The sequence below is a fragment of the Kribbella sp. CCNWLW201 genome, assembly GCF_037203805.1.
Lineage (GTDB): Bacteria > Actinomycetota > Actinomycetes > Propionibacteriales > Kribbellaceae > Kribbella.
Map to the genome: position 1 here is coordinate 144,661 of NZ_JBBCBQ010000010.1, position 19,635 is coordinate 164,295.

The window sequence follows — 19,635 nt, forward strand, 5'->3', positions numbered from 1 at the left end:
TGACAATCAGCCGGCGTCGCGGCGGGTCCAGCGGAAGACGCGTTGTGCGACGATCAGGCCGACCACCAGCCACACCGACAGCACCAGGGCGCCCAGACCGAGTTGCCACGACCCGCCCGGCTCGTTCGCCTCGTACCCGTCCGGCAGGAACACCGACCGCATGCCCTGCGCGAGCCACTTCAGCGGGAAGAACTCCGCGACCGTCCGCATCCACTCCGGCAGGCTGCTGTAGACGAAGTACACCCCGGAGATGAACTGCAGCAGCAGGACGACCGGTGTCACCACTGCGGACGCGGCCTTACCCGACTTCGGTACGACAGAGAACGCGATCCCGAGCACCGACCCGGACGCCGTCCCGAGGACGAAGATCCAGAGGAAGTGCAGCCACTTCGACGGCTCGGTAGGAATGTCGACACCCAGCAAAAGACCGGCGATCGTGAGCAGCAGTCCGAACTGCAGGATCGAGGTGACCAGGACCAGCCCGATCTTGCCGATGAAGTACGACTGCGGCGACATCGGCGTACCGCGCAACCGCTTCAGCAGGTCCTCGTCACGTTCCATCGCGATCGTGATGGCGAGCGACTGGAAGCTGGTCAGGAAGATGCCGGAGGCAATCATTCCGGGCGTGAAGTAGGTGGCGGCGTCGACTCCGTCGGAGAAGTCGGTGCCGCCGAACACGGCCGAGAAGATGGCCAGGAAGATGATCGGGAAGAAGAACGTGAAGATCAGCTGCTCGCGTTCGCGGAAGAACTGCTTCACTTCCAGCCCGGTCCGGGACAGGCCGACCTTCATCGGCGACGGCAGTACGACGCTCACCGCAAAGCTCCTTCCAGTGCCGGAGCGGCCGCGGCCGATCCGATCAGTTCCAAGTAGATGTCTTCCAGGCTCGGCCGCCGTACCTCCAGCTCCGGGACCTCACCGCCGTACTGCGTCATCAGCCGGGCGACCTCTGCGGTCGGCTCGTCGGTGCGGATCTCGCGCATCCCGTCCGCGGACAGCCAGGAGACGCGCGCGGTCCGGGCGCCACGTCCACCGAGGGTCTCGGGTGTCGCGACCTCGACCATCCGGCCGTCGGCGATGACTCCGACCCGGTCGGCCAGGTGCTCGGCCTCGTCCAGGTAGTGGGTGGTGAGCAGGATCGTGGTGCCCGCGGTGCGCAGGTTCTCGATCAGGGTCCAGAACTGCCGGCGCGCCTCGGGGTCGAACCCGGTGGTCGGCTCGTCCAGGAACAGCAGTTCCGGGTTCCCGACCACGCCGAGTGCGACGTCCAGGCGGCGACGCTGGCCGCCGGACAACTTCCGCGTCCGCGTCTTGCGCTTCTCCGTCAGCCCGACCGCGGCGATCACCTCATCGGGATCCCGCGGAGCCGGGTAGTAGCCGGCGAAGTGGTGCACGATTTCGGCGACGGAGAGCTCGGCCTCGTCGCGGGAGGTCTGGGCGACGATCCCGAGCCGCGCCCGCCAGGACCGGTCGCCGCGCGCCGGCTCGACGCCCAGCACGCTGACCTCACCCTCGTCGGCTCGGCGATACCCCTCCAGAATCTCCACGGTCGTCGTCTTGCCGGCCCCGTTCGGACCGAGCAGCGCGAACACCTCACCCCGATGGATGTCCAGGTCCACCCCGTCCACCGCCACCTTGCCCGGGTACCGCTTCACCAGCCCCCGGACCCTCACAGCCTCAGCTCTCTCCATGCCCCAACCCTCCCGCCCAGACCCCCACCCCCGGGAGCACCACCCGGTTGACCCTCTGTCCCCCAACCGGTGGACACCCGGGCCGAGTGCGTACCGAAGAACGGGTGGTAGTGACCGCTGCCCGACCAGGCCCCGCCTAGAGGCGAGCGACGGAGCCCGCGTCGACCGTCTACTACCCGTCGGTCAGTACAGGCAGCGAGCCGAGTACGACCTGGTACCAGGGGAGATGCGCCACGCCCGGAGGGCTGACGGGGGAGGGCGGATGCGGTTAGCGTCTGGGCATGGCTCAGACGGTGCGTGGTGTGGTGGCGGCGGGTAAGGGTCAGCCGGTCTCGATCGAGGAGATCGCGATCCCGGACCCTGGTCCGGGGGAAGCGGTGGTGAAGGTGCAGGCGTGCGGCGTCTGCCATACCGACCTGCACTATCGCGAGGGCGGCATCAACGACGAGTTCCCGTTCCTGCTCGGCCACGAGGCGGCCGGGATCGTGGAGTCGGTCGGCGCGGGCGTGACCGACGTCCAGCCCGGCGACTTCGTCGTACTGAACTGGCGGGCCGTCTGTGGCAACTGCCGCGCCTGTCTGCGCGGTCGCCCGTGGTACTGCTTCAGCACGCACAACGCCAAGCAGAAGATGACCCTTGCCGACGGCACCGAACTCTCACCGGCACTCGGCATCGGCGCCTTCGCCGAGAAGACCCTGGTCGCGGCCGGCCAGTGCACCAAGGTCGACCCGGCTGCCAAGCCCGAGGTCGCCGGCCTGCTCGGCTGCGGCGTGATGGCCGGCCTCGGCGCCGCCATCAACACCGGCAACGTCGGCCGCGGTGACTCCGTCGCCGTCATCGGCTGTGGCGGCGTCGGTACGGCGGCCGTCGTCGGAGCCCGCCTCGCCGGCGCCGCGAAGATCATCGCCCTCGACGTCGACGATCGCAAACTCACCACAGCCCAGGAGCTCGGCGCGACCCACACGATCAACTCCAAGGGCCTCAGCAATGAGGACGTCGTCGCCAGGGTCCAGGAGTTGACCGGTGGGTTCGGCGCGGATGTGGTGATCGACGCGGTCGGCCGGCCGGAGACGTGGAAGCAGGCGTTCTATGCCCGCGACCTGGCCGGCACCGTGGTCCTGGTCGGCGTACCGACGCCGGACATGACCCTGGAGATGCCGCTACTCGACTTCTTCGGCCGCGGCGGTTCACTCAAGTCCAGCTGGTACGGCGACTGCCTGCCGACCCGCGACTTCCCGCTACTGATCGACCTGCACCTCCAGGGCCGGCTGCCGCTGGACCGCTTCGTCTCCGAGACGATCGCGCTGGACGAGGTCGAGGCCGCGTTCACCAAGATGCACCACGGCGACGTCCTGCGCTCAGTAGTCATCCTCTAAAAGGAAATCCACACATCCGGCGTCGCGTCCGGATCGCCCGGGATCGGCCGCTTCTCCTCCGACCAGGCCTCCCCGGACACCGCCGTCGCGACCCGCCGCCAGAACGCGACGGCGGACGAGTTGTTCTCCTGGAACGCCACCTCCCACGGACCCGGATGCTGTGCGACGACTTCCTGTACGGCGCGGAGCCCGAGACCATGCCGCCGTACCGGCCGCACGATGAAGAACGTGTTCAGCACCCGCACCGGCTGCGTCAACGCCCGCACGAACGCGATCCCGACCGGGTTCTCCCCGGTGTAGAACAGATAGCCCGCCCAGTCCGGATCGCCCGCCAGAACCGACTCGAGTCGCTCACTGCGGTAACTCCCGTCCGGCCGCGGCAACTGCCCCTGGAACTCCGACAGATCGTGCCGGAACATCAGCCACATCCGCTCCAGCACAACCCGATCGGCCTCACCGGCACGCCGTACGACGAGATCAGACATCAGAATCCTCACTAAACCCGGATGAGAACGCAGAAAAGCCTCCCGCCGGAAGCGGGAGGCCTTAGTGCGAAGCAGTTTATCACCCGAGCGGGGCGGTGCTCCGGTCGACCCAGCTCATGTCCGGGTACCGCGTACCCACCGGAGTCAGCTTGGACAGGGTAGCCAGATCATCCGCGGACAGCTCGACATCGAGCGCCCCGAAGTTCTCCTCCAGGTACTTGCGCCGCTTCGTCCCCGGGATCGGGGCCACGTCGTTGCCCTGAGCAAGCACCCAGGCGAGCGCGACCTGACCGGGGGTGGCGTCGTAGCGGGCAGCAACCGTCCGGATCTCGTCCACCAGCGCCACATTCGCGTCGTAGTTCTCGTCGTCGAACCGCGGTAACGTCCGCCGGTAGTCGTCGGCGGCCAGCTCGGAGGTCCGCGGTACGGCGCCGGTCAGCATCCCGCGGCCGAGCGGCGAGTACGGCACGATCCCGATCCCCAGCTCGCGACACGTCGGCAGCACCGACTCCTCGATGTCACGGCTGAACAGCGACCACTCGGTCTGCACTGCCGTGATCGGGTGTACGGCGTGCGCCCGCCGGATCGTGTCCGCCGACGCCTCGGACAACCCGAGGTACCGGACCTTCCCGGCCTCGACCAAGGAGGCCATCGCAGCGACCGTCTCCTCGATCGGTACGGCGGGATCGGCGCGGTGCTGGTAGTACAGCTCGACGTGGTCGACACCCAGCCGGCTCAGCGAAGCATCGATCGCCGACCGGACATACTCAGGCGAACCGTTCGCGCCGCGCGTCTCCGGACGCGTCGGATCGCCGACGATGCCGAACTTGGTCGCCAGGAAGATCTCGTCCCGGCGGTCCTTCAACGCACGGCCGATCAGCTCCTCGTTCGCGCCGAAACCGTAGATGTCGGCGGTGTCGAGGAAGGTGATGCCGAGGTCGAGCGCCCGGTGCAGGGTCGCGATCGACTCGGTGTCGTCGGTCGCGCCGTACGCGTAGCTCATTCCCATACAGCCCAGTCCCAGCCGGCTGACCTCGGCTCCAGTGCTACCTAGTTTCATGGCGAAATCTCCAAAGTTGGCATGGCTCCGCCGGGCAGACCGCGAGGGCCCGCCCTGACACAGCACATTCGATTACGGAGCGGCAGTGCCGCCGTACATGGCGATCTTGTAGTCGGTCACCGCCAGCGCGAGCTGCAGATCACGCAACTGCTGCTGGATCTGGTCCCGGTGCTCCTGCATCAGGGCGAGCCGCTGTGGTGCGGTGTGCTCGCCCTGCTCGACCAGGTCCAGGTAGTGGCTCAACGTGCCGATCGGCATACCGGACACGCGCAGCCTGGTGATGAACACGATCCGCGCCATCGCCTGCCGGTCGTAACTGCGGTAGCCCGCGCTGTCGCGACCCACCCGGAGCAGCCCGATCCGCTCGTAGTACCGCAAGGTGTGGGCGGTGAGGCCGGTGATCTCCGCGGCCTCGGCGATGGTGAGCTGCTCGGGCAGGTCGTCCGGAAGCTCCAGCAGACAGATCAGATCCGGATCGATCGGCGCCATGCCTTGGTGGTGAGCGGCGATGGCCTGCCGCCGTTCCGAGGCGGTGAGCAGCTCGGTCGTGTTCATGTCTTCGACACTACGGGTTCGAGTGCGCTCAAAGGCAAAGGTGACCTGGGCCACACTCAGGCGAGGAGATCCCGGGCGAGCGTTTCGGCCAGCCAGGCGGCGTACTTCTCCTCGCTCCAGCCGTAGCGCCGCAGCGTGAGATACGGCCCGGACGAGGAGAGCATCATCAGCAGGTCGGTGGCCTCGGCGGCATCCAGACCGGGCCGCAGTCCCCATCGCTCGGCGATCAGTTCGACGATCTGGCCCAAGCCCTCACGACGCAACGCTTCACTGCGCTCGACCACGGCGGCGGCGTCAGGCTCGTGCGGCGCCGACTCGGCGACCTCTTTGATGGCCGCGACCCGCGCCAGGATCGCGGTGTTGCCCCGGACGAAGTCGGTCACCGCCGACAGGCCGGACTCCGCCGAGGCGAGATCGGCGAGGAACGGCTGCTCCATCGGGAGAAGGTGGTCCGGTCCGAGTACGGCGTGGTCGAAGCACGCCTGCAGCAGCTCGCCTTTGGTGTGGAAGGTGAAGTAGACGGTCTGCACGGCCACGCCCGCACGGGCGGCGATATCGCTCATCCGCGCACCGACGTAGCCGGCCTCGGAGAAGACCGCGATCGCCGCGCGGATCATCCGTTCCCGGGTCGCCGCGGCCTGCTCGCGCCGGGTGCGCTTCGGTGTGTTGACAGCCTTCGCCACCCGACCCAAACTAGCAGTAGTCGTTCACTAGTGACCATCACTAGTGAATTGAGTACATGGGGGCACGGATGGCTACACCAAGCAGTGCCGTGACGGCATCGGATCCCTGGGAAATGGCCCTGATCCATCGCGTGATCCGGCGGGGGTTCGAGCAGGCGAGAGACCACGTGCTGGCCGCGGGCGCGGAGTCCCGCGCCGCAGCCGTGGCGGAGTACATCGGATTTCAGCTCGACGGGTTGCACGCTCATCACTCGACCGAGGACGAGTTGCTCTGGCCCGCGCTGCTCGATCGCGCCGGCCTGTCGGCCGCTTTGATTCACCGCATGGAGCAGCAGCACGTCGGCGTACACGATGCCGTCGAGACGGCCCGCGGCGAGTTGGCGGCCTGGCTGGCTGCGCCCACCAGCGCCACCTCGGAGTCGCTCGCTGCGGCCCTCGAGACCATCTCGACTCGGCTCGCCGAGCATCTCGGGGAGGAGGAGCGTGAGGTGGTGCCGCTGATCGCGGTGCACATCACCCAGGCCGAATGGGACAGCCTCGGGAAAGTTGCGTTCGGCAAGTTCAAGCCGAGCCAGCGGTTCACCGCGATGGGGGAGCTGCTGGAGACCGCGCATCCTGACGAGGCTGCGAGGATGCTGGCCGACCTACCCGCTCCGGTGCGCGTTGTCTGGCGGCTGGTCGGACGCCGGCGGTATCAGCGGTTCATGACAGCTGTCCGCGGGACCTAGCCGGTCTGCTGGCACTCCTTGCAGGTGCCGAAGATCTCCAGGGTGTGGCTGATGTCGGCGTACCCGTGCTCGGCCGCGACCTTGTCCGCCCAGCGTTCCACCGCCGGTCCCTCGACCTCGACGGTGCGGCCGCAGTTGCGGCAGACCAGGTGGTGATGGTGGCCTTGCGAGCAGCGCCGGTACGCCGTCTCGCCGTCAGCGGTGCGTAGTACGTCGACCTCGCGCGAGTCGGCGAGTGCCTGCAGGGTGCGGTAGACGGTGGTCAGGCCGACGGCCTCGCCCGCGGCCCGGAGCTCCTGGTGGATCTCCTGGGCGGTCCGGAAGTCGTCGAGATTCTCGAGCGCGGACGCGACCGCTGCGCGCTGACGCGTCGAGCGTGTTCCGATGGCCACCGTTCCTCCTGTCATTCCCGTCGCCGTGTTTTCCGCGGCAACCCGCCAATTCTCTCAGAAGTCAGCAAATCAATGCTCGTCCCAGTGGTCCCCGTGCGCCGCGTGCAGGTGCCCGTCGTGCACGTAGTCGACGTGGTCGCCGTGCTCGACCTTCGTGTGACCGCACTGCTCGCTGTGCCTGTGCGGGTGCCCGGCGCTCACCACGTGAGGCTCCGGTGCAGGTACGCCGACCTCGGGCTCCTCGTCCGCCAGCGGCGCGATCCGGCCCTGCCGCCGCCGGATCAGCGTCCCGACCGTCGCCGCCACCACGAAGCCGGCAAGCGCCAGTACGACGATCGTCGCGCCCGGAGCCACATTCGCGTTGTACGACGTCACGATGCCGGCCAGACAAGCCAAGACGCCGATCACACACGCCGTGATGAAAGTACTGCGGAACGACCTCGTGATCTGCTGCGCAGTCGCCACCGGGACGACCATCAGTGCACTGACCAGAAGCAACCCCACTGTCCGCATCGCCACCGTCACCGTGACAGCAGCCATCACAGCGATCAGCAGGTTCAGCAGTTGCACTCTGAGCCCGGTGACCCGAGCGAACTCCTCGTCCTGGCACACCGCGAACAACTGCGGTCCGAGACCGACCGCGACCACCAGTACGGCGACAGCCAGCCCGACGACGACGTACAGGTCACTTGGCGACACAGTGGTCAGTGAGCCGAACAGATAGGTGTTCAGCGTGGCTGCGCCCTGTCCGGCGAGGCCGATGAGCAGTACGCCACCCGCGATACCGCCGTAGAAGAGCAGTGCGAGGGCGACGTCGCCACTGGCCTTGCCGCGAGCGCGGACCAGCTCGATCGCAGTGGCGCCGGCGATGGACACGATGATCGCGGTGAGGACCGGTGCGCTCCCGGTGAGCAGGCCGAGCGCGACACCGGTGATGGCGATGTGGCCGATACCGTCACCCATCAGCGACAGCCGGCGCTGGACCAGGTAGGTCCCGATCGCGGGAGCGGAGAGCCCGGTGAGCAGTCCGGCGATCAGCGCCCGCTGCATGAACTCGAGCTGGAACATGGTCATCACGAGAGCCACCCGGGTTCGTCGCCGCCGTGGGAGTGGTGGACGTGCGCGTGGGTCTGCGATGCGTGCGGTGGACCGTCGTACACGATCCGGCCGCGGCGCAGGACGACAGAACGGTCGATCAGGACGTCCATCGGGCCGAGGTCGTGGCTGACCATCACCACGGTGGTGCCGTGCGCGACCCGCTCCCGGATCGCGTCGGCGAAGATCTGCTGGCTGGCCAGGTCGACCCCGGCCGTCGGCTCGTCGAGGATCAGCAACTCCGGATCGGACACCAGCGCCCGCGCGATGAGCACTCGCTGCTGCTGCCCACCGGACAGCTCGGCGACCGCATCCTTGCGCCGGTCGGCCATGTCGACGATCTGCAGCGCGTCGTCGATCGCCTGCTTCTGCGCGGCCCGCAGCGGGGTGAACATCCGCCGCTTGGACAACAGTCCGGACGACACCACTTCAGCCACAGTCGCCGGTACGCCGCCTGCCGCGGTGATGCGCTGGGGGACGTACCCGACCCGACGCCACTGCCGGAAGCGTGGAACCGGCGTACCGAAGAGACGGACCTCACCGCGAGCCGCCGGGAGCAGGCCGACCATGGTCCGGATCAAGGTGGATTTGCCGGAGCCATTGGTGCCGAGAATGGCGACCACCTCGCCTTGGCGGATCTGGAGGTCGACGCCCCGCAGCACGAGACGACCGCCCAGGTCGACCGAGAGATCGGCGACCTGGACGGCCTTCCCAGCAGTGTCTTGTGATGTCACGTGCAGCTGTTCGCCTTCCGGAGCTCCTGCAGGTTCTCCCGCATCAACGTCAGGTAGGTCTCTTTCGAGTTGGCATCCGACAGGCCCTCGATCGGACTCAGTACGGCGGTCTTGACGCCGACGTCACGGGCGATCGTCTCGGCCACCTTCGGGCTGACCAGCTCCTCGTAGAAGATCGTGGTCACTCCCTGCTTCCTGACGATGTCCTGGACCTCCTTGATCCGGGCCGGGGTCGGTTCGGCGTCCGGGGTGAACCCGGCGATGCCGACCATCGTCAGACCGTACCGCTTCGCGAGGTACGCGAAGGCCTCGTGACTCGTCACGAACGTCTTGAGTTTGCAGTTCGCCAGACCCGTCTTGTAGTCGGTGTCGAGCTTGCCGACCTCGTCGAGCAGGGTCTTGGCCCGGGCCTTGTAGCCGTCGGCGTTGGCGCTGTCGGTCGCGACCAGCTTGTCGGTGACCGCTTGGACGACGGCGGCGTATCGGACCGGGTCGAGCCAGAAGTGCGGGTCCAGCGCGTCCTCGGAGTGGGCGGCCGGGTCGGCCGCTTCGCCCTCCTCGTGCTCTTCGAAGTCGGCGCCGGTCGCCTCCAGTTTGGCCGCCGGGGCGACGTCGAACCCGGCGTCCTTGGCGTTCTGCGCGACCGCCTCGTCGACCGCGGGCTGCAGGTCCTTCTCGTAGACGACCAGCTTCGCGCCGGCGATCTCGCCGACCTGCTTGGGGGTGAGCTCGAGGTCGTGCGGCTCGACGCCGGGGGCGGTCAGGGTGGTCACGTTCACCGCGTCACCCCCCACTGTGCGGGCGATGAACTCGAGCGGGTAGAACGAAGCGACGACGTCGAGCTTGCCGCCACCGGAGCCGCTGGCGGTGTCGTCGCCACCGCATCCGGCCAGGGTGAGGGCGGCGGCCAGGGCAGTGGCGCCGGCGACGACAGCACGAGTACTAGATCTCATGACAATCATTTTCATTTAATCGGAACTGGTTGTCAAAACAGGGAGTTGAGCATTGGCCAGCCGCAACGTTGGACGCAGACGAGCCGACCACCGGGCCAACCGCCGCCGCGGGCTCGACATTCCCGCAGGTCACGGGCATGGTCACGGCCACGGGCACGGCGACCATCTGGTCGACACCTCGGTGGTGAACTCGGATGCGATCGTCGCCCGCCGCGTCCGGATAGTGGTCGCCGCGGTGCTGATCCCGCTGATCACGGCGGCCGTGATCGCGATGATCGTGATGTGGCCGGGCGGTGGGCTGAAGGTCACGTCGTACCAGACCGACACCGCCCGCGGCGAGGTCACGGCGATCAGGGCGTGCGCGGATCAGAAGGATCAGTGCGATGAGGCGACCGTCAAGCTGACCAGCGGCGCGGACAAGGGCCAGTTGGCGCCCGTCGAGGTGCCGAAGACTGGTCAGGTGGCGATCCCGGTCGAGGTGGGCCAGTCCGTCATGCTCGGCGTCCAGACCGATGCGAAGACGATCGCCGAGCGGTACCAGTACGTCGACCACGACCGGACCAAGCCATTGCTCGTGCTGGCGTTGATCTTCGCGATCGCGGTCGTGGCGCTGTCGCGCTGGCGGGGTTTCGCCGCGTTGATCGCGCTGGCCGTCACCGCGGTGATGCTGACCCAGTTCATCCTGCCCGCGATCCTCAAGGGCTCGAATCCGTTGCTGGTGGCGGTTGTCGGCGGCGCGGTGATCATGACGATCGCGTTGTTCCTTACGCATGGGATCAATGCGGAGAGTTCGATAGCCCTGTCCGGAACGATCGCGGCGCTGGGGCTGACGGTCGGGCTGGGCTGGTTCTTCACCAAGTTCTGTCAGCTGAGCGGGCTGGCCTCCGACGGTGCGTCGGCGGCCAAGCAGTTCGCGCCCAATCTCGATCTCACCGGTTTGCTCGTGGCCGGCATGGTGATCGGTGCCCTGGGTGTGCTCGACGACGTGACGGTGACTCAGGCCGCGGCAGTCTGGGAGCTGTCCGCCGCGAACCCGTCGGCGAGCCGCCGTGAACTGGTTGGCGCCGGCCTCCGGATCGGCCGTACGCACGTCGCCTCGGTGGTCAACACCCTCGTCCTCGCGTACGCCGGTGCCGCGATGCCGGTCCTGATCACCTTCGCCATCCAGGGCCTGCCCGGGCGGTATGTCCTCTCCACGGAGATGGTGGCCATGGAAGTGGTTCGTGGTCTGGTCGGCAGCCTCGGGATCATTGCCGCCGTACCCCTGACGACCGTGCTCGCGGCCATGGCCGTGGCCGACCGGTCCCGCGACCTGGTCGCCACCGAACTGGAACCCCTCACCGCCTAAAACCCTTGTCACGAACGGGAACCAGGCCTTCACGCCGCGTCGTCCGACTCTTACAGTGAGTATCAAGGCTACGGAAAGTCCGCCAGTGACTACCTTCCGTGGCTGGATGGGGTGAGGAGGTCGGGATGAGATTCCGGCACCGGGACGGGTCGACCGTCCATCTGGGCTACAGCGCCACGGTGCACCCAGCCGAGGACCTCGACGACCTGATCGCCGGGCTGGACGGCTGTGCGTCGCTGGTGCGCCAGGAGCTCGACGTACCGATGCTCGGCATCGGCCTGTGGTTCGCGAGCCCGCTGGCCGACCGGCTCGCGAACTCGCCGACCGCGGTCACCAAGCTGCGCCGAGCTCTCGCTCGCAATCAGCTGGAAGTCGTGACGCTGAACGGGATCCCGCACTCGGCGTTCCAGGACCAGGTCGTCGGCACCAAGCTCTACTGCCCGGACTGGACCGATCCCGAACGACTGCGTTACACCCTCGACCTGGTCGACGTACTCGCGGTGTTGCTTCCGCGGGATGCGCCGTACGGATCGATCTCGACCCTCCCGCTGGCGTGGCGGGTGCCCTGGTCGAAGGCGCGCGACGCGGCCGCGCAGAAGGCGTTCGAGCGGCTCGACTGGCACCTGGAGCGAACCGAGCAGCGAACCGGCCGCAAGATCCGGGTCGCGGTCGAGCCCGAACCGGGCTGCGTCCTCGAGATGACTGGCCAGGCCGCCGCGTGGCTGAGCCGATACGCGAGCCCGTACGGCGGTGCGTCGCGGATCGGACTGGGGTTCGACACTTGCCACCTCGCGGTCCAGTTCGAGGAACCCGCCGACGCGTTCGAGACGCTGTGGCGGGCCGGCGTGGATGTGGTGAAGGCGCAATTGTCGGCGGCTCCCCAGCTCGTGGATCCGTCCGACAGTGCTGCTCGGCGGCGGCTTGCGGACCTCGGTGACGCGAAGTACCTACGTCAGGTCCGGGAGTGGTGCGGGCCTGGTGTGGACGACGTGGAGTTGGCGTACCAGTTGTCCGGGCATGCGGCGTGGCGCATGCATGCGCACCTTCCGGCCCATTGCGCGCTGTCTGATCCGCTCAGCGGCACCAACGCCGTACTGGAGGACTGCCTGACCCGACTGGTCGGTGGGGGACAGCCGCTCACGCATCACCTCGAGTCCGAGACGTACGCGTGGACGCGCAAGCCCCGGACCCCCGAGACGTTGGCGAAGAAGATCGCGAAGGAACTGTGCTGGCTACGCGATCGCCTGACGGCGCTTGGCCTCGAGCTGGTCTCAGGCTGAGGCTTCGGCGATGCGGGTGATCGCGTAGAACAAGATGATCAGGATCGAGAAGACCCGGATGAAGCGGGCGCCTTTGCCGACGACCGGCCAGGACAGGAAACCGAGCCAGGCCAGCAAAAGGGCCAGCAGGATCAGCGCCGGGACGGCGACCGGGACCGGAGCGATGACTCCGGCCAGCGCCAGCACCAGGGTGATACCGGGCAGGGTGAGCTTGGGCATCCCGTGCAGCTTCGCCACGTACGGGTAACTGATCTTGGTGATCCGCTGCCGGAGCGGGCTCACCGGCTGACTGCTCGGGGAACTCATCGTCCCATTGTTCCAGGCGCGCGGAGCTTGTGGATAACTCCGGACCCGGCCGGCCGGAAACCAATAGATTCAAGGGCATGACCGGTTTGCCTTCCGTAGACGACATCCGCGCCGACCTGCCCGCCGTCCTGGCGCGGTTCCGCGCGGGCCGCACGCGTGCCTTCAGCTTCGGCGCCGGGGCGCCCGAGGCGGTGCTCCTGACGTACGACGAGTTCGAAGACCTCGGCGGTGAGGCGAAGTTCACCGTCGGCGCTGAGGTGCTGGAGCCAGCTGAGTTGGCGGCGCAGCTGGCCGCTGTGGTGGACGCCGCACGGGCCGGTTCCGGCGAGCCAGTCGTGTGGGGTGAGGCGGGTGAGCCGGAGGCGGTCGTCCTGTCGACCTCGCAGTACCGGCACCTCCGCGGCGACGACGAGCCACCAGCAGGCGTGGTCGACGACCCCACAGTCCGCACCTACGCAACGGAACCTTTACCAGACAGCCGCCCAGTCACCGTGGATGAGATCGCCGCGCTGATGGGGCCGGAGGCCGTTCAAGACCTGGAGGAGATTCGCCGTGAAGGCAACCAACCGTGAGAAGTGCTTCGGGCTACGAGCTGTTGCTCACCGACAAGTTCGTCGACGACCTCCGGCGGCTGGCGGCTGACGCCCGGCGCGATCCCGGCAAGGTGTACCTGCGACAGCAGGTTCTGCGGCAGATCGAGCAGCTCAGCTCCGGCAACACCGACGGGCATCATGTGTTGGGGTATGAAGCTGGGAAGGGGGATCTGCGGGACTGCGTGGTCGGATATGTGCAGTCCGATCCGGAGCAGAAGGCTGACTATCGGTTGGTGTTTCGGGAGATCGGGCCTGATGCGCCAGGGGACTTGCCGCGACGGGAGTTACTGGCGATCAAACCGCGCCGGGGCTCCAACAACATCTACGCCCACGTCTGCGCCCGGCTGAACCGGCACCCGGCCGACCGCCAGCCCGGCCTCGACCGCTTCGGTGACCGTCCCGCCGACTCCGGTGGCAGCCAGGCGAGCAGACAAGCCGAGCTCGACACCAAACGCGCGATCGCGCACGCCTGGACCGGCCAACGACCACTGGCCTCCTCCCGGCCTCTCACGCTGGTCGCCGGTCCGTCCCAGTCGTACGCCGAGACCGCGAGCAGATCGTGGGCACCCGCACGCGCCGGCCCGCACACCGCGCCGGGCCCTCCACGACCGGCCTCCGCCCGCTCAGGCCCCACCGGCTGGCCAACCCGCCACACCCAATTCCGTGCCTGACCCACCCCGAGCACACAAGAGGTTCGTCACCCTGTCCGGCCACCAGTGGGGTGGGGTGCATAGGGTGAGTGTGTGTTCGTGGTGATCAGGTTCCGGGTACCGGAGGCCGAGCAGGCGGAGTTCGCCGTACGGTTGCAGGCTGCGGTCGACGTACTGCAGAAGCAGAAAGGCTTCGTCGCGGCCCAGGTCGGGCGGAACGTCGATGACCCGGAGTTGATCGCGTTGAACCTGGAGTGGCTGAACGTCGGCAGTTACCGGCGGGCGTTGTCGCCGTACGAGGTGAAGCTCACCGCGGTGCCGCTGCTGTCGCTGGCGATCGACGAGCCGACCGCGTACGACGATCTGTCCGAGTTCCAGCCGTAGCACCGATCTCCGACTGGTTTCCGCCGATCGCCGAGTGGATTCCACCAGGGGCCGGTGGGACCGATAGCCTGGACCCTTCCGAGTTGCAAAGTGCCGTTACTGGAGTCGAAAAGTGCCCGTGGAAACCGTCGATGCAGTCGTCAGCCTCAGCAAGCGGAGAGGCTTCGTGTACCCGTGCGGCGAGATCTACGGTGGAACCAAGTCGGCCTGGGACTACGGTCCGCTGGGTGTCGAGCTGAAGAACAACGTCCGGACCCAGTGGTGGCGGGCGATGGTGACCAGCCGTGACGACATCGTCGGGCTGGACTCGTCGGTGATCCTGCCGACCAAGGTGTGGGAGGCGTCCGGGCACCTGTCCGAGTTCGTCGACCCGCTGACCGAGTGCCAGTCCTGCCACAAGCGGTTCCGCGACGACCACCTGCGCGAGGACTTCGCCCGGCGCAAGAGCAAGGACCCCGAAGACGTCAAGCTGGCCGAGATCGCCTGCCCGAACTGCGGGAACAAGGGCACGTTCACCGAGCCGCGGATGTTCAACGGCCTGCTGAAGACCTACCTCGGCCCGGTCGAGTCCGAGGAGGGTCTGCACTACCTGCGCCCGGAGACCGCGCAGGGCATCTTCGTGAACTTCGCCAACGTGATGGGCACCGCCCGGAAGAAGCCGCCGTTCGGCATCGCCCAGGTCGGCAAGAGCTTCCGCAACGAGATCACCCCGGGCAACTTCATCTTCCGGACCCGGGAGTTCGAGCAGATGGAGATGGAGTTCTTCGTCGCGCCCGGCTCCGACGAGGAGTGGCACGAGTACTGGCTGAAGACCCGCTGGGACTGGTACCTCGACCTCGGCCTGAACCCGGACAACATGCGCTTCTACGAGCACCCGCAGGAGAAGCTCAGCCACTACTCGAAGCGCACCGTCGACATCGAGTACCGGTTCAACTTCGGCGGCAAGGAGTTCGACGAGCTCGAGGGCATCGCGAACCGGACCGACTTCGACCTGTCCACCCACTCCAAGCACTCCGGTGCCGACCTGTCGTACTTCGACCAGGAGAAGGGTGAGCGCTGGACGCCGTACGTGATCGAGCCGGCGGCCGGCCTGACCCGCAACGTGCTCGCGTTCCTGCTCGACGCGTACACCGAGGACGAGGCGCCGAACGCCAAGGGCGGCGTGGACAAGCGGACGGTACTGCGGTTCGACCCGCGACTCGCCCCGGTCAAGGCGGCCGTGCTGCCGCTGTCGCGGAACGCCGAGCTGTCCCCGAAGGCGAAGGACCTGGCCGGCGAGCTGCGGAAGAACTGGAACGTCGACTTCGACGACGCCGGTGCGATCGGCCGCCGGTACCGCCGGCAGGACGAGATCGGTACGCCGTACTGCATCACCGTCGACTTCGACACCCTCGACGACCAGGCGGTGACCATCCGCGAACGTGACTCGATGAAGCAGGAGCGGGTCGCCCTCACCGAGGTCACCGGCTACCTGGCCCAGCACCTGGTCGGTTGCTGACGATGCGGTTCGCGTCGGCTCACCACCTGCGCTTCGGGCTGGCCGTCTTCGGCGTGTCCGCGATCGCGGTGTTCGCGCTGACCGCCTGCTCGGACAGCCAGCCGGAGGCGGGTAGCACGCCGGGTCCGTCCACGCCGGCCAACTCCACCGCGCCGATCCCGACCGCGTCCACGCCGTCGCTCACCCCGTTGCCGACCCCGTCGAAGCCGTGGCCGACTCCGAAGGTCACCGGCGAACCCGAGAACGACGCCCCACTGGCCGAGCGGATCCAGTTCGCGATCGCCAAGCAGGCGCAGATCGCGGCCGGCAAGACCGCCGCCACGACGGTGAAGTGCCCGGGGATCGAGGACGCCGAGAAGCCCGGCAAGCACGAGCTGACCTGCACGGTCACGTACGCCGGGAAGCCCTACACCGGCACGTTGGTCGTCGACGCGAAGACGTACAGCGCGTCGTACAAGTTCACCTCCGAGTCGGTCGCGATCGTGAAGCCGAAGGTGGTCGACGCGGTGCTGCGGAACGCGGCCGATGCGGCCAAGGTGACCTGCACGATGGATGACGTTGCCGTGGTCAAGCATTCCGGCGACGGCATCGCCTGCGACGTCACCACCACGGCGAACGCGGTCCAGCCCTACAAGGCCCAGGTCTCCGGCAACGGTCAGGTCCTGGTGGCCAAGGCCTGACCATGCTGAAGCTGGGCAACCTCACGATCGACACGCCCGTGGTGCTGGCGCCGATGGCCGGCATCACGAATGCGGCGTACCGGCGGCTCTGCGCGGAGCAGGGCGCCGGGCTGTACGTGTGCGAGATGATCACCTCCCGCGGCATCGTCGAGGGTGACCAGAAATCGCTCGACATGCTCACCTTCGACGAGCGCGAGACGGTCCGCTCGGTCCAGTTGTACGGCGTCGACCCGGTCTACATCGGCCGCGCGGTCCAGATCCTCTGCGATCAGTACGGCGTCGCGCACATCGACCTCAACTTCGGCTGCCCGGTCCCGAAGGTGACGCGGAAGGGCGGCGGCGCGGCGCTGCCGTGGAAGCGCAACCTGCTCGGCGCGATCCTGCAGTCGGCGGTTCGCGCGGCCACGCCGTACGGCATACCGGTCACGATGAAGACGCGGATCGGCATCGACCAGGCGCACCAGACCTATCTCGACGCCGGCCGCATCGCGGAGGAATCGGGCGCCGCGGCCATCGGTCTGCACGGACGTACGGCGGCGCAGGCGTACTCGGGTCAGGCGGACTGGAACACGATCGCCGAACTCGTGCGGTCGGTGAACATCCCGGTGCTCGGCAACGGGGACATCTGGGAAGCCGGTGATGCACTGCGGATGGTCGCGGAGACCGGATGCGCCGGGGTGATCGTCGGTCGTGGCTGTCTCGGCCGGCCGTGGTTGTTCCGCGATCTCGCGGTCGCGTTCGCCGGTGGTGAGGCGCTGAACCTGCCGACGCTCGGCGAGGTCGCCACGGTGATGCGGCGGCACGGTGAGCTGCTGGCGGACCTGATGGGGGAGCAGCGCGGACTGCGCGACTTCCGCAAGCACGTGCCGTGGTACCTCAAGGGCTTCCCGGCCGGCGGCGAACTCCGCGCGGCCCTGGGCATGGTCGAATCCCTGGCCCAGCTGGACGAACTGCTCGCACAGCTGGACCCCGCCGTGCCGTTCCCCGTCGCCGAACTAGGCGCCCCCCGAGGCCGCCAAGGCAGCCCCCGCGACCACGTCGTCCTCCCCGAAGGCTGGCTCAACGACACCGACGGCCTCTCCGACGACCTAGCCGCCGCCGAACTCGGCGTCTCCGGCGGCTGACAAGGACACGCGCGGACCGCTTTTGTCGCCCGCATGCTGTGTCGCTGCGCTGCGGTAGTGCGCGCTGCAGACGCCTTCTGCCTCCCGGTCGAGGCGGCAGCATCGCAGGCGTTATCGGCTGACGCGTTCGATGTTCTGGCGGTCTTCTTCGTCCTGGCTCGGTACGGCGGTGAACCAGGCGTCGAGGATTTCCTCGAGCAGCGGCTCGGACGTCAGGCGGAGGCTGAGTGCCAGCACGTTGGCGTCGTTCCAGCGGCGTGCGCCTTCGGCTGTGTACGCGTCGGTGCAGAGAGCGGCGCGGACACCGGGCACCTTGTTCGCGGCGATGGAGGCGCCGGTGCCGGTCCAGCAGCACACGACGGCCTGATCCGCGGTCCCGGCGGCGACCTCACGGGCCGCGGTCTCGGAACAGACAGCCCATTGTGGATCGTCACCCGGGCTGAGCGCGCCGTACGTCGTGACCTCGTGGCCGCGGCTGCGAAGCAGCGCCACGAGTGCGCGGGCAACGGGTTGATCCATGTCCGAGGAAACGGAGATCCGCATACCTGCGAGCCTAGTCGGCCCTCGGCCCGACCGGCTCAGACCGCTTTGTTTCCGGCAGATTTTGTTTTGCCCAGGCCCTTGACCTGACCCCCGGATCGGGGCCACCTTTATCCGCATTGGATTTACGAGTCACTTCCGAACCTGGTTCGTAAAGGGGTGCCGTGGCAATCGTGATCGGGGTCGTGACCCACTCGACTCACCGGGTGCTGTTCCGCGAAGCGGCAAGCACACTCGGCGGCGTCGACCTGGAGTGGGTCAGCTATGACCACGAGGAGGAGATCCGCGACCGGGTCGCCGAGTTCCTCGCCAGCACGCGCCTCGACGGCTTCCTGGCCGGCCCGGTTCCGTACACGGCCAGCCGCGAACTCCTGCCACCCGGCCTACCGGTCGGCGTGATCAGGTCGTCCGCGCTGGACCTGACCCTGGCTCTCTACCGCGCCCAGGAACGCGGTTGGGGCCGGACGCCCGTCAGCATCGACACGTTCCCGGCCGAGGCCGTCGAGGCGGTCGCGACCGCACTCGAGCTCGACCAGGACGCGATCGACTGCCTGCCCTACTCACCCACGCAGAGCGTCGAGGACATCGTCGACTTCCACCGGTCGGCGTTCCACCGGTTCGGTGATCGCAGCTACGTGATCAGTGTCCGGGCCGCCGTCCGCGACCAGCTCAGCGGCGACATCCCGATCATGAGCGGGATGCCGGTACCGGCCACGATCCGGACCGAGCTGCACGAGCTGGCCCTGCGGATCGAGTCCGAACGCGCCAGCGCCCAGCGGTTCGCGGCCGGCGTCTTCCTGATCTCGCGCTCGGCCGACGAGGAACGCGCCCGGGTCGGCCTGATGAACCTGCTGCTCAACACCCCCGAGTTCGCCGGTGCATGGATCGAGGATCGCGGCCCACGTGGTGTCGTCGTGTTCGCGCACAAGGCGTTGTTCGAGCGCGTCACCCGCAACTGGGTCGCCGTACCTGCGCTGGCCGAAGCGGCCGCCGCGCTCGGCGTCCAGGTGTCGGCCGGGTTCGGCGTCGGGGTGTCCGCCCGCAACTGTGTGCTGCTCGCGGAGCAGGCGGCCGCCCGGGCGGAGCTCGAGGACGAGCCGTGCGCATATCTGATCGAGGACAGCGGAGTGATCATCGGTCCGATGGGGCCGGTCCGGGAGGCGGCGCTCAGCTACTCCTATCGCGAGCACGGGGATGAGGTGGAACAGCTCGCGAAGAACGTCGGCCTCAGCGCCGCAACGGTCTCCAAGCTCGCGGCGCTGGACCACGAGCTGGAAGGTCGCGCGATCTCGCCCGGTGAGCTCGCCGACCGTCTCGGCATCACGGATCAGAGCGGCCGCCGGCTGATCCGCACGCTCGACGCCGGGGGCCTGGTGAGCGTCGAAGGCACCGCTCAGCACCACCGGAAAGGACGCCCGACGCGTCTGTACCGGCTTCGCATCTCCCAAGCATTACTGCATCAACAGTCTTGAAGGGAAAA

General features: G+C 67.9%; 23 protein-coding genes. 11 read left to right on the forward strand and 12 right to left on the reverse strand.

The annotated features are described in order from the left end of the window. Nucleotides 1–6: 6 nt before the first annotated feature. Entirely contained in the window at nt 7–816 is an 810-nt protein-coding gene (locus V9K99_RS33325) for an ABC transporter permease (RefSeq protein ID WP_337323834.1), read from the reverse strand. Beyond that, nucleotides 813–1,691 (reverse strand): ABC transporter ATP-binding protein, encoded by an 879-nt coding sequence (locus tag V9K99_RS33330; RefSeq protein WP_337323833.1) that lies wholly within the window; start codon nt 1,689–1,691, stop codon nt 813–815. Before V9K99_RS33330 ends, V9K99_RS33325 begins: the two co-directional genes overlap by 4 nt. 281 nt (nt 1,692–1,972) lie before the next feature. On the opposite strand from V9K99_RS33330, the gene V9K99_RS33335 reads away from it, so the two are divergent. Further along, a complete protein-coding gene (locus tag V9K99_RS33335; protein ID WP_337323832.1) occupies nt 1,973–3,067 on the forward strand; it encodes an S-(hydroxymethyl)mycothiol dehydrogenase in 1,095 nt (364 codons plus the stop codon). Here the strand turns inward: V9K99_RS33335 and V9K99_RS33340 are convergent. The 4 genes from V9K99_RS33340 to V9K99_RS33355 form a co-directional block, all read right to left on the reverse strand. Then, nucleotides 3,064–3,552 carry a GNAT family N-acetyltransferase gene (locus V9K99_RS33340; protein ID WP_337323831.1) on the reverse strand — a complete coding sequence of 163 codons (489 nt, stop codon included), beginning with the start codon at nt 3,550–3,552 and terminating at the stop codon, nt 3,064–3,066. The genes V9K99_RS33335 and V9K99_RS33340 overlap by 4 nt on opposite strands. A 79-nt stretch (nt 3,553–3,631) precedes the next feature. Next, a complete protein-coding gene (locus tag V9K99_RS33345) occupies nt 3,632–4,612 on the reverse strand; it encodes an aldo/keto reductase (protein WP_337323830.1) in 981 nt (326 codons plus the stop codon). Between the two features lie 72 nt (nt 4,613–4,684). Then, on the reverse strand, nt 4,685–5,167 hold the full coding sequence (locus tag V9K99_RS33350; RefSeq protein WP_337323829.1) for a MerR family transcriptional regulator: 483 nt from the start codon (nt 5,165–5,167) through the stop codon (nt 4,685–4,687). A 56-nt stretch (nt 5,168–5,223) separates the two neighbouring features. Then, nucleotides 5,224–5,850, reverse strand: coding sequence for a TetR/AcrR family transcriptional regulator (locus tag V9K99_RS33355; RefSeq protein ID WP_337323828.1), 627 nt, complete (start codon nt 5,848–5,850; stop codon nt 5,224–5,226). An 89-nt stretch (nt 5,851–5,939) separates the two neighbouring features. On the opposite strand from V9K99_RS33355, the gene V9K99_RS33360 reads away from it, so the two are divergent. Next, nucleotides 5,940–6,578, forward strand: a complete 639-nt coding sequence (locus V9K99_RS33360; protein WP_337323827.1) for a hemerythrin domain-containing protein — start codon at nt 5,940–5,942, stop codon at nt 6,576–6,578. Here the strand turns inward: V9K99_RS33360 and V9K99_RS33365 are convergent. The 4 genes from V9K99_RS33365 to V9K99_RS33380 form a co-directional block, all read right to left on the reverse strand. Beyond that, a complete protein-coding gene (locus V9K99_RS33365; protein ID WP_337323826.1) occupies nt 6,575–6,970 on the reverse strand; it encodes a Fur family transcriptional regulator in 396 nt (131 codons plus the stop codon). The genes V9K99_RS33360 and V9K99_RS33365 overlap by 4 nt on opposite strands. A gap of 69 nt (nt 6,971–7,039) precedes the next feature. Beyond that, nucleotides 7,040–8,044 carry a metal ABC transporter permease gene (locus V9K99_RS33370; RefSeq protein ID WP_337323825.1) on the reverse strand — a complete coding sequence of 335 codons (1,005 nt, stop codon included), beginning with the start codon at nt 8,042–8,044 and terminating at the stop codon, nt 7,040–7,042. Then, nucleotides 8,044–8,799: a metal ABC transporter ATP-binding protein gene (locus V9K99_RS33375; RefSeq protein ID WP_337323824.1), complete on the reverse strand. Its 756-nt coding sequence runs from the start codon at nt 8,797–8,799 to the stop codon at nt 8,044–8,046. The genes V9K99_RS33370 and V9K99_RS33375 overlap by 1 nt, the downstream gene beginning before the upstream one ends. Then, a complete protein-coding gene (locus V9K99_RS33380; protein WP_337323823.1) occupies nt 8,796–9,752 on the reverse strand; it encodes a metal ABC transporter substrate-binding protein in 957 nt (318 codons plus the stop codon). Before V9K99_RS33380 ends, V9K99_RS33375 begins: the two co-directional genes overlap by 4 nt. Before the next feature lie 52 nt (nt 9,753–9,804). On the opposite strand from V9K99_RS33380, the gene V9K99_RS33385 reads away from it, so the two are divergent. Both V9K99_RS33385 and eboE read left to right on the forward strand, forming a co-directional pair. Then, the gene (locus V9K99_RS33385; protein ID WP_337323822.1) at nt 9,805–11,100 is read left to right on the forward strand and encodes a YibE/F family protein; all 1,296 of its coding nucleotides are present in this window, start codon (nt 9,805–9,807) and stop codon (nt 11,098–11,100) included. A 125-nt stretch (nt 11,101–11,225) separates the two neighbouring features. Next, entirely contained in the window at nt 11,226–12,380 is a 1,155-nt protein-coding gene (gene eboE, locus V9K99_RS33390) for a metabolite traffic protein EboE (RefSeq protein ID WP_337323821.1), read from the forward strand. Here the strand turns inward: eboE and V9K99_RS33395 are convergent. Continuing rightward, nucleotides 12,372–12,686, reverse strand: coding sequence for a DUF6703 family protein (locus tag V9K99_RS33395; protein WP_337323820.1), 315 nt, complete (start codon nt 12,684–12,686; stop codon nt 12,372–12,374). The two genes, eboE and V9K99_RS33395, sit on opposite strands and share 9 nt — an antisense overlap. A 77-nt stretch (nt 12,687–12,763) precedes the next feature. On the opposite strand from V9K99_RS33395, the gene V9K99_RS33400 reads away from it, so the two are divergent. From V9K99_RS33400 to dusB, 6 genes are all read left to right on the forward strand, one after another. Next, on the forward strand, nt 12,764–13,258 hold the full coding sequence (locus tag V9K99_RS33400) for a hypothetical protein (protein ID WP_337323819.1): 495 nt from the start codon (nt 12,764–12,766) through the stop codon (nt 13,256–13,258). Beyond that, nucleotides 13,255–13,950, forward strand: coding sequence for a hypothetical protein (locus V9K99_RS33405; RefSeq protein ID WP_337323818.1), 696 nt, complete (start codon nt 13,255–13,257; stop codon nt 13,948–13,950). The genes V9K99_RS33400 and V9K99_RS33405 overlap by 4 nt, the downstream gene beginning before the upstream one ends. A 72-nt stretch (nt 13,951–14,022) precedes the next feature. Further along, entirely contained in the window at nt 14,023–14,313 is a 291-nt protein-coding gene (locus tag V9K99_RS33410) for an antibiotic biosynthesis monooxygenase family protein (RefSeq protein ID WP_337323817.1), read from the forward strand. A gap of 112 nt (nt 14,314–14,425) precedes the next feature. Next, the gene (locus V9K99_RS33415) at nt 14,426–15,811 is read left to right on the forward strand and encodes a glycine--tRNA ligase (protein ID WP_337323816.1); all 1,386 of its coding nucleotides are present in this window, start codon (nt 14,426–14,428) and stop codon (nt 15,809–15,811) included. Nucleotides 15,812–15,813: 2 nt separating this feature from the next. Further along, nucleotides 15,814–16,491 (forward strand): hypothetical protein, encoded by a 678-nt coding sequence (locus V9K99_RS33420; RefSeq protein WP_337323815.1) that lies wholly within the window; start codon nt 15,814–15,816, stop codon nt 16,489–16,491. Nucleotides 16,492–16,493: 2 nt separating this feature from the next. After that, entirely contained in the window at nt 16,494–17,615 is a 1,122-nt protein-coding gene (gene dusB, locus V9K99_RS33425) for a tRNA dihydrouridine synthase DusB (protein ID WP_337323814.1), read from the forward strand. A gap of 111 nt (nt 17,616–17,726) precedes the next feature. Here dusB and V9K99_RS33430 read toward each other — a convergent pair whose 3' ends face one another. After that, a complete protein-coding gene (locus tag V9K99_RS33430) occupies nt 17,727–18,158 on the reverse strand; it encodes an RpiB/LacA/LacB family sugar-phosphate isomerase (protein ID WP_337323813.1) in 432 nt (143 codons plus the stop codon). 161 nt (nt 18,159–18,319) lie between these two features. Between V9K99_RS33430 and V9K99_RS33435 the strand changes: the two genes are divergently transcribed. Next, complete coding sequence (locus V9K99_RS33435) at nt 18,320–19,627, forward strand: MarR family transcriptional regulator (protein ID WP_337323812.1); 1,308 nt, start codon at nt 18,320–18,322, stop codon at nt 19,625–19,627. The last annotated feature ends 8 nt before the right edge of the window (nt 19,628–19,635 follow it).